Below are 13,373 nucleotides of genomic sequence, written 5' to 3'. Positions count from 1 at the left end.
GCACACGCGGCACGGTGCGTAATTAATCGCATTAGTACGTTTAATGTCGCCGCGTGATGACCTATGTACGGAGATTTGCACTGGTCTGCGCCCTGGGCGCGCTGGGGACTGGAACTGCCGCCTGCGGTGGGAGCGGCGACTCCGCCGGGCACCCGGGGCGAGGGGTGGTGAGCGCGAGCGCCTCCGCGTCCGCCGCGCCCTCGCGCCCGCCCACGCTCGCGCCGGGCCCCGCCGGTCTCACCCCCGTTTTCAAGAGCGCGCCCCACCCGCGGGACCGCACCGTGGCCCTCACCTTCGACGCCGACATGACCGCCGACGAGGGCGCCCGCGCCGCGGCCGGTGAGCACTTCGACAACCCGGCCCTGATCGCGACACTGCGCCGGCTGAAGGTGCCCGCGACCGTGTTCATGACCGGGCGGTGGGCCGAGGAGTACCCGGCCGAGGCGAAGTCGATCGGGAGCGATCCGCTCTTCGAGGTGGCCAACCACTCGTACAGCCATTACGCCTTCACCGGTGAGTGCTACGGCCTGCCCACCATGCCGCCCGCGCAGATGCGGACGGACGTGGAGCGCGCCTTCACCGCCTTCCGCAAGGCCGGTGTGAAACGCACGGTGCCGTACTTCCGCTTCCCGGGCGGGTGTTACGACCAGGAGGTACTGCGGAAGCTGACCCCGGCGGGCGTCACTGCCGTGCAGTGGGACGTGGTGAGCGGGGACGCGTTCGCTACGGACTCGGGCGCGGTGGCACAGCAGGTGCTCGACGGGGTGCGGCCCGGTTCGGTCGTCGTCATGCACTGCACCCGCAGCGCGGCGCCCACCACGGAAGCCGCGGTGCGCGCCGTCGTACCGAGGCTGCGGGAACGCGGGTACCGGTTCGTGCGGGTGTCGGAGCTGATCGGGTCGACGGCCAGGCGCTAGGGGCTTTCGTCTGGATCAGACCCCCGCGAGCCCGGCGTGATCCAAACGCCCCTGGGAGTCATGGCCTTTCGTGGTCGCGTCGGCCGTTTCGGAGTCTCCGACCCGCGGGCCTGCCCACCAACGCCGAACCGGCGTAGGCGGGCAGGGCGGTCAGGCTCTCAGGACGCCGGGACTTTCAGCTTGTCCCAGCTGGTCTTGCCCGGAATGCCGTCCGCGTCCTTGCCCTTGAAGCCGAGCTTCTGCTGCCAGGCCTTGTAGGACTTGCGGTCGGCATCGGTCCACTCGGGGCTCGGCCCCTCCTCGTAGTGGTCACAGCCCTCGGCGACCAGGCGGCGGCCCATGGCCGTGATGACCGCGGACTTCTGGCCGTTGTGGAAGAAGCCGCTGCCGGGAAACGGAGCGTGCGACGGCTTGGACGGCGTGGGCTTCGGGTCGGGCTTGGGGTCGGAGCCCTGGGACTTTCCGGCGAGCCGGTCGGCGATCCGCTTGCGCATGCTGTCCATCGTGAAGCCGCGCGGGTCCTGCTTGCCCGGCTGCCACTCCTTGTGGCCGATGACCGACCGCTCGCTCCAGCCGTAGTGACGGCAGATCGCGGCGGACACCTTCTCGATGGCCTCCTTCTGCGCCTCGGGCCAGGGGTCCTTGCCGTCGCCGAGGTTGATGCACTCGAAGCCGTAGAAGTGCCGGTTGCCGTCGGTGTCGGCCTCGTTGTCGTGCGGCAGCTTCGACTCGTTCACCACGGCGCGCAGCACGTCGCTGTCGCCCAGCCCCGCATGATTGGCACGGCCGTTGCCGACGAGGTGGATCTCGCCCTTCTTGTCGATGACGCCGTGACACAGCGGCCCCGGCAGGCCCGAGTAGCCGTTGTAGCAGATGTTCACGGAGGCGTCCGTGCCGGAGGTGACGGTGTGGTGGATCATCACGCCGTTCACCGGGCCCCAGGGACCCTTCGTATTGCGGTTGTGCGTGCGCCAGCTGCGCACCTCGTGGACCGTCAGACCCTCTTTACGCAGGATCTCCACCAGCTTGGACGCGCTCAGAGGTGTGGCCATCACTCGTCTCCTTCCACGGCGGACTCCGCTTCTGCGGTGGTCTGCGACCTGCTGTGCGAGGGGCCTTCGGCCGCGAGCTCCTCACGGTGTGCCTGTTCCTCCGCCGCAAGGGTCGCCTCGTCCGCGGCCGGGATGCCGATCGCGAGCGGGCCGAAGGCGAGGCGCAGGTCGACGGCGCTCTCCTCGCCCTTGACCAGGGCCAGCGGGGCGAAGTGGCGGGCGACGCCGGCGGGCCCCTGGAGCAACGGGCGACGCGCCGGGTCCGTCGGCCATTCGACGCTGCCGGTGGCGGTGCGGGCGGGGACGAGCCAGTGGTCGCCGGTCCGGTAGGTGCCGCCCTTGGCGAAGTACACCTCGACGCCGTCCTCCAGAGGCAGCCACTCCCCCTCCGTGACGGGGACGGCGCCGCCCTTCAGGGCTGCGGTACGGCCCCTGCGCTTCGGACCCTCGCGGTGGTCCCAGCGGCGCAGGAACGGGTGCAGGTGGGGCAGCCGGCCGACGCCCGGCCCGGGCTCGGCGGAGAGGCGGACGCGGCGGCCCGGCAGGTCGAGCTCCTCGACGCGCAGCAGGGGCAGGGCTTCCAGGCGGGAGGCGCAGGCGGTGTCCGTGAACTCGACGAAGTCGCCGACGTCCAGGTCGAGCTTGTCGTCGTGACCGAGGGACGCCAACTGCACCCAGGTGCCGTCCAGTTCGTCGACCGGGAAGACGACCGAGCCGTTCTCACGGGACCACTTGAAGGTGGCGTCCTTCGCCTCGCCACCGGCATGGACCTCGACCCGGTACAGCTGGTTCTCCGGACCGCGGTAGCGGGCATCGGGCCTGACCAGGCACGGGTCCTCGTCGGCATGGTCGGGCCGCTCGCTGCGGGCGGCCAGCCGGGCGGTGGTCGCCGCCTGGCTCTGCGCCCACTTGTCGAAGGCCGCGCGGACGACCTCCTTCGACGGGTCGGCGTCCTCGATCGCCAGCGCCGCGAGAGACAGCGGCAGCACCTGCCAGACCACCTTGACGCGGGCCGCGGTGTCCGGCATCGCCGCGCCGAGGGCGACCTCGCGCAGCGCCGGGTCCTCGGCCGCGTTCACCGACCGCTCCCACACGTTCAGGTAGACCACGAACGGCGACTGCGCGGGCGAGGGCAGCCGGTCGCCTGGCTTCTCCGCGTCGCGGTAGGCGTCGGGCTGGTCCCAGTAGGTCCAGTACGAGGGCGGGGCGGCCGTGTCCTCCGCGCCCTCCGTGTCCATGGCGTTCTCGGCGTCCTCGTCCGGCACGGGCGTGCCGGGGGCCGGGCGGTCCGCGTCGAGCAGGATGCCGTCGACGTAGTAACGGCCGCCGTGGATGTAGAGGGTGTCGATGTCGTGCTTGCCGCCCACGTACTCGATGCGGAAGCCCGCCGCGTCCCGCGGCCCGCCGTAGCGGCCGATCAGGTCCGCGGCGAGGGTGCGGGCCTGGTGGAGCTGGATCGCGGTCTGCTCGTTGGCGTCGGCGTCGAGCTGGACGCGGCCCTGCTGGGCGACGACCGCGGAGTAGTGCCGCTCCGGGTGGAAGGTGAGACGGGAGAGATCAGCGTGCATGAAGGGGGTCCCCCTGGTTCAGGAAAGTGCGGGTGGGTCGTACGGCGGCACTGCTCATGTCACGAAGAAGATTCCGGCGTCCGTCCCCGCGGGTGTGTGGTCCGCGAGGCGTGCGCGCAGACCGTCCTCGCGCTGCGGCCGGTACAGGTCGTGGAAGGCGCCCATCTCGGCGCCGTCGTCCGCACCGCGCCGGATCAGCTCGGAGCAGGCGTCGGCCAACTGCCCGTACCAGGGGGTCCCGTAGCGCACGGCGGCGAACAACGGCTGTACGCCGGGCGTGAGATCGGGCTGGCAGCGGTGTCGTCGTGGCGTGCGCGAGCCGACGGGGACGTACGAGTACCGCAGGCAGCCGATGCCGCGCCGGGCCACCCGCAGCTTGCCCGTGAAGACCGAGTTCTCGGCGATCTCCACCGCGTGCGTGTGGACTTCGCCGATGACGGTCGCGCGGTGCGCGTGCAGGACGGCGTGAGCGAGGCGGCAGTCCGGGGCGGACAGGGCCTCGCGGTCGTGTCCGGTGGCGTCCAGGACGCTGTCGCGGAGGTGGATGTCGAGGGGGTCCTCGCCGACCTCGTCGCCGATGACCTCGATGGTGCCGAGGACGCTGTGCTCGATCTGGAGGCAGGCGGTAGTGCGTTCCAGGACGATGCTGGGCTCGTCGGGCGAGTGCGGCTCGCACTCGGGCTCCAGTGACCAGCCGGGTACGAGGGTGGTGTGCCGTACGACGACGGCTCCCATCGGCCCGGTGACGTTGATGCCGCGCCCCGCGACCAGCAGCCCGTCGAGGACGATGCGCGGCCGCTCGTGCGGGGCGCAATCGTCCGCCACGGCACGGATGTTGAGGGCGTCGGGCCGGTTGCTGTACCAGTCGAGCAGGCGCATCACCGGCCGCGTGCCCTCGGCCGCCCGGAGCTCCAGCCGGTCGCCGGGGTCGAGGTCGAAGTCCAGCTGCTCCTGGTAGGCGCCGCTGTGCGTGATCTCGATGATGCCGTCGGGCCCGGTGCGGTCCGCACGGCGGTCGTGCTGCCAGGCCCGGTACGCGTCCATGATCTGCCGGTACGGCTGTCCCGGGCCGACCCGGTAGAAGGCGGCGTCGGGCCGGTCCACGCGGTCGGGCCGCTCGTACTCGCCGCCGCCCATGTCGGCGCCGGACGCGTAGTGGTAGTCCACCCACACGCCCTGCCGGGGCGCCGACCGCGCCCCGAACGCGATCCGTCCGAGCTCGGGGTCGACGGCGACCTGCCCGCGGCCCGGGCGGTAGCGCCAGTCGGACAGGTCGGTGACCACGATGTCCGAGGGCGGTACGGGCTTGTCCTCGCCGTCGCGCCAGATGACGAAGCTCTTGCCGGGACCGTAGTAGTCGAGGAGACGGTCGTGGAGCAGGCGGCGGGTGATGAACGCGGGGACGTTGTCGACCGTGGCGACGTGGGTCGGCGACGGTTCCGGGACCGGCTTGGTGACCAGGGGGCTGTCACTGCCGAGGATCGAGAACGTGTAGAGGTTGCGGGCGCGGTCGATGCAGTACGCCGGAGAGGACGTCAGCGAGTACGCCTTGAGCCGCCAGACGAAGAGGCCGACTCCCGCCGGGGTCCGACCACCCTGCTTCTTGCGCGAGTTGGCACGGCGGATGTCGACGGTGCGGGCAGTGCTGTCGAAGGGGCCGCCGGCGAGCGCGAGCGCAGAGCCGTCCCGGAGGTCGAGGAGACGGCCCCTCTCCGCGGCCGTTTCCCGGAACAGCTTCACCGACTGGTGGTGAGCTACCAGCCGCGACAGCTCGACGGCCCGCGCGGGCCAGTCTGCGACCTGCTCGGAGATCTCCTCCAGCAGGTGCAGCGTTCCCTTCCGGCGCCGGTTGGCGACGGTGGCAGCCACGTCCGCGCGCGGCGCGACGGCGTCGGCCAGCGCGGCACGCCCGCCCTCGTGCAGGCCCGTGGTGAGGACGCGTTCGTAGCCCGGCAGGGTGCGGTAGCCGACCAGGTCGCCGAGGTACGGCAGTGCCCAGGGAGCCGCCGTCTCCACGAACAGGTCCTCGTAGCCCTGCTCGACGCCGTCGCGGACCCGGTCGAGCTGCTCGGCGATGACCGCGAGCAGCGCGCGCAGCGGCTCGCCCTCCTCGGCGTCGCGCAGGAGATGCCAGCGGGGCAGCAGGGCGGCGAGGCCGTCGGGTTCCCGGGATGTCGCGGGGGCTGCCGTGTCGAACTGGACATCCGTCGAGTTCGCCGCGTTCGTGGCCATCACTTGACCTCCGTGAGTATCAGCGTGTCTGCGGCACGCGGCGACAGCAGGGCGAGCTGCGCCGGGCGGATGCCGCGGAAGACGACCACCGACCGGCCCTTCGCCAGGCGCCGGGTGTCGGTGATGTCGGGGTTGAGGCGCAGAAGTTCGGCGAGTGGGATGCCGTAGCGCGCGCAGACCGCCGACAGGGTCTCGCCGTCGGCGTCGCGAACGGTGTGGATCTTCTCGTCGTACGTCGCCTCGTGCGCGGGAACACTCGACCGCGGTGCGCCGGGGTCGGTGAGCAGCGCGGTGAGCTCTTCCGGGGTGGCGGACGCGGGGACGCCGTTGAAGACGTCGACGTCGACGTAGTCGACACCCGGCACCGTGTGGGCCGCGGCGAGGACGTCGGAGAGCCGGGCAGCCTGCCCCAACTCGCGGCCCTCGTACCCGAGTCGGCGCAGCAGCGCCTGCCGCAGCCGTGGTTCGACGAATTCCCAGGCGTGGTCCGGAGCGACCTTCACCTTGGCGGCGACGAGCAGCAGGACCAGTTCGCGCACGTCCACGCGGACGGGCAGGTTGGCGTCTCCGTACTCGGTGAGGGCCCCGCGCAGGGCGCGCAGGGTGTCCGAGCCGCCGTCCAGGGGTACGTCGTCGGTGCCCGCGACCGTCACGTGCAGAACGCGCCGCCGCCCGTCGAAGAGTTCGCGTGCGGCGGCCCGGCCGATACCGGCGCGGGAGCGGGCGAAGTCCTCGTAGTCGGCCGCCGAGACGAGACGGTCGAGGGCGGAGACGGCAAGCGGGATCGTCCGGCGGGTCAGGCCCGGGCCGTCCGCGTCGGCGCCGCCCGTGGCCGGGCGCAGGTTGGTGACGGCGGTGACACCGAGCGGGCGGGTGAGGGGCTGGGTGAGCCGGTCGGCGGGGACGTTGGCGGCCTTGCCGGTGCCGAAGCGGTAGCGGGCGTGGACGTTCTCGTGACCACTGGGCAGCCGGGCCCCGTGCACGCCGTCGCCGAAGGTGACCGTCGTCCGGCCGTCGGAGGCGGTGCCGGTGATGTAGATCCGCTCGCGCGGGCCGCGTCCGGCAAGGCTGTCGACCTCGTGCCACAGGACGCCGTCGACCCGGATCTCCAGCACCGGTGTGGCGCCGAGGGGGTTGTCGTCGGCGAGCCAGGTCAGCGGGGACTGCCACAGGGCAAACGTCTGGTTGACGCGGTCCGAGTCGCCGCTGCCGATGGCCTCCTCCCGGCTCTCGCCGTGCGTGGCCTCGACGACGTTCCCGAGGATGCGGACCGTCTCACGGCGGTAGCGGTGGGCGAGGTCGGTGGTCAGGGTGAGGTGGGTGTGGACGCGGTCGCCGGGCAACTGCGGATCCACTGTCTGGTCTGTGGCGGCGATCGTCACGACCTCGGCGGCCGTGACGCCGGCCGTACCGGGGATGTCGCTGCGCTCGCCGGTCACGATGAGTGTGCGTCCGGCGCGCAACCCGTCGTACAGCTCGGCGAGTTCGATCCCGTTGCCGTGGACCTCCTCGCCGAGCGGCTCGTCGGCCGGGCGCAGCGGCTCGCCCGCCGCGTACACGGTGGTGTCGCGGATGTGCGACAGCAGGACATCGAACTCGTCCAGCCAGGGGTCGACGAGGGTGAGTTCGGTGCCGCGGCCGGTGATCCCGTAGTTGGTGTACGCCGCCGTACGCGCGGCCACGACCTGGGTGGTGACGAACGCCAGCTCGGCGTCGCCGGGGATGCCGTCCTGGGCTCCCTTGGCGGGGCGCTGGATCGCGACCCAGCTGCCGACCGTGATGCCGGTGTGCACGGTGTCGAGTTGGAGCACGCGCCGGTTGACGGGCGCGGGCTTGCTGGCAATGACGACCTCGACGTTGGGCTCGGTGCTGCCCACCGTGTAGCGCAGGCTCACCTCGTACTCGCCGTGGGTGAACTGCTCGGTGGCGCCGGGCCGCAGGGAGAGCTCCTGTGCGGTGCCGTTGTTGATGCCGACGTGGATCAGGCGGTCCTGGTCCGGACGGGACACGAACAGGGTGCATTCGGGCAGACCGTCGCGGAGGCGCACGGTGACGCCCGGCTCTTGGGAGTCGGCGGGGCGGCGAACGAGCCAGCTCAGGTCGCGGTCCTGGGCGGAGCGCGTCGACAGGTCGACCTGGCCGGGGCCCAGCGCGAAGGTGACCTGCCGGGTGACGGGCAGCGGCACTGCCCGCTGGTCGGAGCCGTTGCCCTCGACGTACTGGAACTCCGCCCGGATCGGCGCCTTGCCCGCGGTGTCGTGGACGACCCGCATGCTGGTCAGCATGGCCCCCGTGAGCGGCCAGTCCGCGCTGCGGATGACCCGGCCCTTGTCGTCCTGGACGGGCTTGAGCGGGGCCGTGGCGCCGAAGGGGGACGCGGTGACCCGCATCGCGAGCAGGTCGCGCAGGAGTTGCGCGCCGCCGGGGGCGGCGGCCCCCGCCCTGCGCCAGGCCGGGTAGAGGCCGGTGAGGCCGGGGTTGAGGGCCGCGAGGAGGCGGGCCGTGTCCGTGCCGGGGCGCTGGGGGCCGGTGCCGGAGGGCGGGGCAGGGGTCTGGGCGCGGAGGGCGGGGAGGACGGCGGCCAAGGTACGGAAGGCGGCATCGCGCGGGTCGGCGGTGCTCTTCGCCTTGGTGGCCACCGGGGTCCCGGCGGTCCGCGTGGGCGCCAACTCCAATGCCCGCTCGGCAAGTTCCGCCAGCACCGCCTCCAGCTGTTCGAACCAGGCCGCCACGTCCTCCCACCCGGTGGCCAGCACCTGTGCCTCGCCGAGGCGGGCGACGGGCTCGGCGAGGGCGGCCGCGAGGCTCTCGGGGGTCTTCACGTCGTCCAGGGCCGCTCGGAGCGGCGCCAGAACCTGATCCTCGAAGTCCTCGATCAGCCGGCTGACCGGGCGCGGGTTGGGCACCTCGGGCGTGGGCGGCTCCTCGCCGGGCTCGCCCGGGGCCGCAGGCTCGGCGGTCCACCGCCGCACCTCGTCGACCAGCTCCTTCAGCGTGGGCGGTGCCGACTTCTGCAGGGAGATCGCCGTAATGTCGTCGTCCCGGTCGATGCGCACGCCTGCGACGGGCAGCAAGTTCCGTCGACCACCCGCCTGTTCGCCGAAGACGAAGAGCAACTGATCGCCGGTCTGCAGGGAGTTCGCGGTGCCCTCGACGAAGAGCTCGGAGCGCCGCTCCAGATCCTCCGGCGTGACCAGGGACGGCCGGCGCCTGCGCACCTTCAGCTCGTTCCAGTCCCAGCGGGCCGTGAGGTCCCGGCTGGTCTCGAAAGTCACGGACTCCTCGTCCGCGGAGGCGGGCACCCCGTGGGTGCGCGCGCCGCGCGGGATCAGCACGGGCAGCGCCTCGGCACGCGGGTCGCGTTCGAGGGTGTACGCGAGGTGGGTGGCGGCGGCGACGCCGGGCCGGGGGCGGTGGCCGACGAGGCGCCCCAGCAGGACCAGCGAGCGGTGCTCGCCGGCCGTACGGATGTAGGCCTCGTCGGCGATTCGCTCCGAGTGGAAGGTGAGCAGGTCGCCGAGGACGGCGGTGGCGTCGAGGAGGCCGATCGCCGGGTCGTCGGGGGTACGGACGGTCAGGCCGCCGAGCGCCGGGTACGCCGGTGAGGCGAGCCGGTCCAGCAGGGCGGCCAGGAACGAGCCGTACTCGCCGACGCGGTAGTCGAGGGCGGTGCGGCCGGGCGGGTTGTGCAGCGGGGCGGGCGCGAGACGCTCGTCGTGGCCGCCGCACGCGCCCCCGCAGGAACAGGCCTGGCTCATCGGGCACCTCCCAGGGATATCGCCAGCAGGCCGTTCTCCGGCCGGTCCGGGTCGTTGTCGCAGGTGGCGATCTCCAGCGGGCCGAGCCGCAGCACGCCGTCCTCCCTCTCTCCTCGGTCCTGTTCGAACAGCCGCCGCAGCCGCACGACTTGGGCGCTCAGCACGCCCGGTACGGCGGCGGCGACGGCGACCAGACGGCTGAGCCGTACGGGTTCACCGAAGGTCAGCGCGTCGGGGTGGAAGAACCCGAGCCGGCCGCCCGCGAGGCGGCCGCTGCCCAGCACCCGGTACAGCTCGGCCAGGATCTGCCCGTGCTGATGGCCGGGCGCGGCGCACACGCGCAGCGCGATGTCGAGGGGCACCAGGCGGGCGGGACCGACCACCAGGTCGTGGCCGATGCGCCGGTAGGCCTCCAGGGACTGCTCGACCCGGGCGAGCAGCTCGGCCGACGGCTCCGCGCTGCCGTACGCGTCGATCGCGATGTGGGCTTCCTGGACGCTGCCGGTCCAGCGGATCTCCGCGGCGGCGCGCTGCACGCCGGGCAGTTCCGCTGCGAGCGCGGCGTAGTCCTCGGCCGTGACCGCGCGCAGGCGGGTGCGACGCAGGTCGAGCGGGGCCAACTGGCGTGCCTGTTCGACGGGTTCGGGCTCGACGCCGCCGGTGGCGGGCAGCGGGTTGCGGACCGTGGTGGCCGGCGGATGGGCGCAGTCGCTCCGGACGACCAGGTGGTTGATGGCCTCCGCGCCGACGTTGCCCGCGATGCCGCCGCCGAGCCGGTGGTGCAGGGCGAGCCGGCTGCCCGGCGTGGGCTTCGCGCCGTGCCGCCCGTCGCCGAAGCGCAGGGCGAGGCGGCCGTCGTCCTCCAGTTCGCCGACGAAGTGCCGGTCGCGGGGGCCACTGTGCAACAGGTCGCGGCGGGGCGCCCAGGTCAGGTCGCCGTCCTCGACACGTACGGCGGGCAGGGCCGTGCGCGGGTCCTGGCCGAGCGCGGCGGTCGCGGACCCGCGCAGCACGGGCTCGTCCGGGTGCAGCCCGGCCGCGTGGTCCGGACCCCAGCTATGGGCGATCTCCCAGGCGATGTGCCCGTCGAGGACCGTGCCCGCGCGGGCGCGGGAGGCGAGAATCTCCACGCGCCGGAGCTTGGTGTCCAGCAACTCGTCGTTCTTGTGCAGGAGTTCGCGCAGGGCGCGGACGGGATGCGTACGGAGCTCGACCCGCTCGACGACCTTCAGGCCGTAGATCAGGGTGAGTTCGTCGATCTCCGCGGCGGCGAGCCCGTCACGGTCGCGGGCGCTGCGCCACAGCTCGACGAGCCGCCGCCGCACCCGCCCGGGGATCGCGGCGATCCGCTCGGCCTGCCCGGCGGCCACGATCCGCGCCTCCGGGAACGGCACCGCCTGGACGACCGGTGAACGGCCGAGCACCGGGCGGAAGCGGGGTGCGATGCCCGGGTAGACGGACTGCGCGAGCAGGGTGCGCAGGGCGACCGCCTGGGCGTACGCCGTGCCGGGCACCACGCGTTCGTGCCGCTGCCCGGCGCGTTCCAGACCGAGTCCGGCGCGCACGGTCGCTCCCTCGCCCACGGCCTCGAACAGTTCGCGGACGTCGTCGGGTACGAGTGCTCGCCCGCTCTCCGTCAGGTCCGTGAGGGAGTTGACGAGCCGGGCCGGCGCGTTGCCCTCGTCCCGGTCGTGGCAGCCGAAGGCGGGCTCGCAGGGCGCGACGACGGCGGGCTCGGGCGGCACGGTGGCCGTCTGCGGGAGTCCGGCGAGGGTGCGGCCGTGGTCGACAAGAACGACATTGCCGCGGGCCACGGTCACATCCTCGACGGGCAGGCAGTCGCGGCCGCCGCGCGTGGTGAGACAGAGCGGGAAGTGCAGGGCGTCCTCGGCGGCCCAGGTGACCTCCAGGACCGGCTGGTCCTCGATGCGGTCGACGGCCGGGGTGACGGAGGTGAGGCGCACGGCCTGACGGTGACCAGGGTCCTGGTCTCCGGGGGTGCCGGTGCGCGGGCCCTTCACCTCTTCGAGTATGAGCAAGTCACCTGGATACAGACCGAGTTGACGGCCCCGGCAGGTCTCCGGGTCGTCCCACTCGTCGCGCAGGGTGGCGGCGGTGGCGCCCTGGGGCAGGGTGCACACCTCGCCGCCCCAGGTCCACAGGCGGATCGTGTTGTGCGCGGCCTTCAGCTCCAGCGGGTCCGCGGCGACGACCGGTTCGAAGACCTCCACCGCGCCGCGCTCGTCCAGGTCGCCGAGGTCGTTCTCGTCGATCACGGTGCCCGGTTCGGGGCGGTCGTGCGGGTCGAGGGTGCGGACGTCGACGGAGGCGAAGCGGAAGGTGCCCGGGGCGAGCGTGGTGTCGCCGGCGGTCCGGACGGTGACGTAGGCGCGCGCCGAGCAGCCGTCGTGCAGCGCGTAGTCGATGAGCCGGACGTGCCGGCGTACGGAGACCCGTCGGCGCGCGGTGTCCAGGTAGGCCTCGGTGGCCACCGCGTCCTGCTGGTAGCTGATCTGGTCGCCGGTGTACGCGAGCAGCTCGACGAGGGTGACGCCCAGGTCGGCGGGGTTGCGCTCGACCCAGTCGGGGGTGGTGAGCGCGAGCCGGTCCAGGAGCAGCTTGCGGATGGTGTCGTAGTCGCGGGCCGTGTAGTCGACGACGGGAGCGGCCGGGAAGTCCGGTACCTCCTCGCCATCGCCCTTGCAGTCGAAGGGAGTCGGGCAGTCGGGCCGGAAGGAGAAGGACGCGCGGTGGTAGCGCTGGTCGAAACCACGGAAGGGCTCGGTGCCGGGCCGCCCGTACGGGTCGGTCTCGACGAGCGAGAACACGTATTCCGAGGTGTCTCCGGCCTGGTCGAGGGTGACGTAGAACCGGTCGTCGAGCTCCGGGTCCTCCTCGCGCTCGACACTGACGTCGACGGCGGTGATGCCGGTGATCCGGCGGCCGCCGTCGATCCGGACGTTCTCCGGTCCGAGGCCGTGGGGTGCCTTGCCGAGGAACATGACGGTGAGCAGCAGCCCGTCGTCGCCGACCTCGACGGAGTCGACTCCATTGAGCTGAGCGGCTCTTACCTTGACGCGGCGGGAGGTGGTGGTACCGGTGGTCACGCCGCCCTCCCTTCGAAGACGTCGTCCGTGCGGGTTCCAGTGGCGCGCAGGACGTACGACAGGTAGACCCGTACGGCGTCGTCGGCGCTCTCCACGTCGAGGGCCACCACGTCGATGAGGTCGCCGAGCCAGCGCTGGAGTGAGGCCTGCACGGACAGTTCGAGCGTGCTGACGAGTTCTGGGGTGTTCGGGGCGAAGACCAGGTCGAGGAGCCCGCAGCCGAAGTCCGGGCGCATCGCCCGCTCGCCGGGGCTGGTGAACAGCAGTTGCTCGATCAGGTCGTGGACGTGCTCGCCGTGGCCGGCGTGCGCGGTGCGTCCCCGGCGGTCGGTGCGGAAGGGGAACGCGATGTCGCTGCGCGGGCGGGTTCCCCGGCTCGTCTGGCTCATCGGACGATCACCTTTCGCTGTGCGGCCTGGACGACGGGCGGCCCCTGCGGCACGAACGCCGCGGTGAAGCACTGGGCCGCGGAGGTGTCGAGCAGCACAGGGGCGCCGTCGACCGTGATGCCGGCGCCGTCGGCGGTCCAGCGGACCGAGACGCAGGGCTTGTGCACACCGGCTTCGGTGTGCGGGCAGCCGGTGACGACGTACGCGTGCGTGGCCGTCGCGACGGCCACGCCCCCGATGCGTACGCCGCCGGAGGGTGTGGTGGCGGCGGTGACCCGGCCGCCGTGCGGGCAGCCGATCACGGCGCCGGCGTCGAGCAGACTCCCGGACACTTGGTGCTTCCCCCGTCT

At 72.7% G+C, this 13,373-nt stretch carries 8 protein-coding genes; 1 reads left to right on the top strand and 7 read right to left on the bottom strand.

Going from position 1 to position 13,373, the window contains the following annotated elements; genetic code table 11:
- Window positions 1-56: 56 nt before the first annotated feature.
- On the top strand, window positions 57-917 hold the full coding sequence (locus CG723_RS01365) for a polysaccharide deacetylase family protein (RefSeq protein WP_100591291.1): 861 nt from the start codon (window positions 57-59) through the stop codon (window positions 915-917).
- Window positions 918-1,075: 158 nt separating this feature from the next.
- Here the strand turns inward: CG723_RS01365 and CG723_RS01360 are convergent, their stop codons facing one another.
- Genes CG723_RS01360 through CG723_RS01330 form a run of 7 tightly spaced genes read right to left on the bottom strand, consistent with a single transcriptional unit; the run spans window position 1,076 to window position 13,355 of the window.
- A complete protein-coding gene (locus tag CG723_RS01360) occupies window positions 1,076-1,969 on the bottom strand; it encodes a peptidoglycan-binding protein (RefSeq protein WP_100591290.1) in 894 nt (297 codons plus the stop codon).
- A complete protein-coding gene (locus tag CG723_RS01355) occupies window positions 1,969-3,537 on the bottom strand; it encodes a DUF6519 domain-containing protein (protein ID WP_100591289.1) in 1,569 nt (522 codons plus the stop codon). Before CG723_RS01355 ends, CG723_RS01360 begins: the two co-directional genes overlap by 1 nt.
- 54 nt (window positions 3,538-3,591) lie before the next feature.
- Window positions 3,592-5,769, bottom strand: a complete 2,178-nt coding sequence (locus CG723_RS01350; protein WP_100591288.1) for a hypothetical protein — start codon at window positions 5,767-5,769, stop codon at window positions 3,592-3,594.
- On the bottom strand, window positions 5,769-9,527 hold the full coding sequence (locus CG723_RS01345; RefSeq protein ID WP_100591287.1) for a putative baseplate assembly protein: 3,759 nt from the start codon (window positions 9,525-9,527) through the stop codon (window positions 5,769-5,771). The genes CG723_RS01350 and CG723_RS01345 overlap by 1 nt, the downstream gene beginning before the upstream one ends.
- Entirely contained in the window at window positions 9,524-12,634 is a 3,111-nt protein-coding gene (locus tag CG723_RS01340) for a putative baseplate assembly protein (RefSeq protein WP_100591286.1), read from the bottom strand. The genes CG723_RS01345 and CG723_RS01340 overlap by 4 nt, the downstream gene beginning before the upstream one ends.
- Window positions 12,631-13,023, bottom strand: coding sequence for a GPW/gp25 family protein (locus CG723_RS01335; protein WP_100591285.1), 393 nt, complete (start codon window positions 13,021-13,023; stop codon window positions 12,631-12,633). The genes CG723_RS01340 and CG723_RS01335 overlap by 4 nt, the downstream gene beginning before the upstream one ends.
- A complete protein-coding gene (locus CG723_RS01330) occupies window positions 13,020-13,355 on the bottom strand; it encodes a hypothetical protein (protein ID WP_100591284.1) in 336 nt (111 codons plus the stop codon). The genes CG723_RS01335 and CG723_RS01330 overlap by 4 nt, the downstream gene beginning before the upstream one ends.
- Window positions 13,356-13,373 lie beyond the last annotated feature (18 nt).

This window comes from Streptomyces sp. CB01635 (assembly GCF_002803065.1).
GTDB lineage: Bacteria > Actinomycetota > Actinomycetes > Streptomycetales > Streptomycetaceae > Streptomyces.
Note: the sequence above shows the minus strand (reverse complement) of the source record. Positions and strands in the feature narration are given on the sequence as shown.

What these genes read in the sequence shown, in the direction of transcription:
- CG723_RS01345 (WP_100591287.1), bottom strand. Translation starts at nt 9,527, where the DNA reads ATGAGCCAGGCCTGTTCCTGCGGGGGCGCGTGCGGCGGCCACGACGAG.
- CG723_RS01350 (WP_100591288.1), bottom strand. Translation starts at nt 5,769, where the DNA reads ATGGCCACGAACGCGGCGAACTCGACGGATGTCCAGTTCGACACGGCA.
- CG723_RS01355 (WP_100591289.1), bottom strand. Translation starts at nt 3,537, where the DNA reads ATGCACGCTGATCTCTCCCGTCTCACCTTCCACCCGGAGCGGCACTAC.
- CG723_RS01335 (WP_100591285.1), bottom strand. Translation starts at nt 13,023, where the DNA reads ATGAGCCAGACGAGCCGGGGAACCCGCCCGCGCAGCGACATCGCGTTC.
- CG723_RS01365 (WP_100591291.1), top strand. Translation starts at nt 57, where the DNA reads ATGACCTATGTACGGAGATTTGCACTGGTCTGCGCCCTGGGCGCGCTG.
- CG723_RS01360 (WP_100591290.1), bottom strand. Translation starts at nt 1,969, where the DNA reads ATGGCCACACCTCTGAGCGCGTCCAAGCTGGTGGAGATCCTGCGTAAA.